The sequence below is a fragment of the Streptomyces sp. P9(2023) genome (assembly GCF_032436795.1).
Lineage (GTDB): Bacteria > Actinomycetota > Actinomycetes > Streptomycetales > Streptomycetaceae > Streptomyces.
In genome coordinates this window covers 1-316 of record NZ_JAUPWM010000296.1, presented here as the reverse complement: position 1 = coordinate 316, position 316 = coordinate 1, and the positions used below count along the sequence as shown (strand labels likewise).

At 45.9% G+C, this 316-nt stretch carries 1 protein-coding gene; it reads right to left on the bottom strand.

Features of this window, described 5'->3' with window-relative positions; translation table 11 throughout:
• Positions 1–116: 116 nt before the first annotated feature.
• A partial coding sequence (locus tag Q5762_RS37690; protein ID WP_315896821.1) for a hypothetical protein occupies positions 117–316 on the bottom strand: 200 nt, incomplete at its 5' end.

Here is a 316-nt window from a genome sequence, read left to right as displayed (position 1 = left end):
TGAATTTCTTGTCTGGCCAATCAGGATTAATACACTCTTTCTCCATCTCATTAACCTCCGGCATCACCGTCAAATGCCGGAACCTGGCATCTGCCTTCAGCGATTCCTCTACTACTTCAGTCATTGACATTGTGCGCCTCTTTGGTTTCGCAAACCTCTTTCCAGTGCACTCCTTTTATTGCTCTGGCTGCTGTCCATTTAGACACTCCGACAGCATTGGCTATTTTTGAATAGCTAACCCCTTTCGCCCTCATCGCTTTAGCTACACATACTTTTTCTTCATTAAGCCTAGCCTGCCCATTCTTTTCGCCAAGAG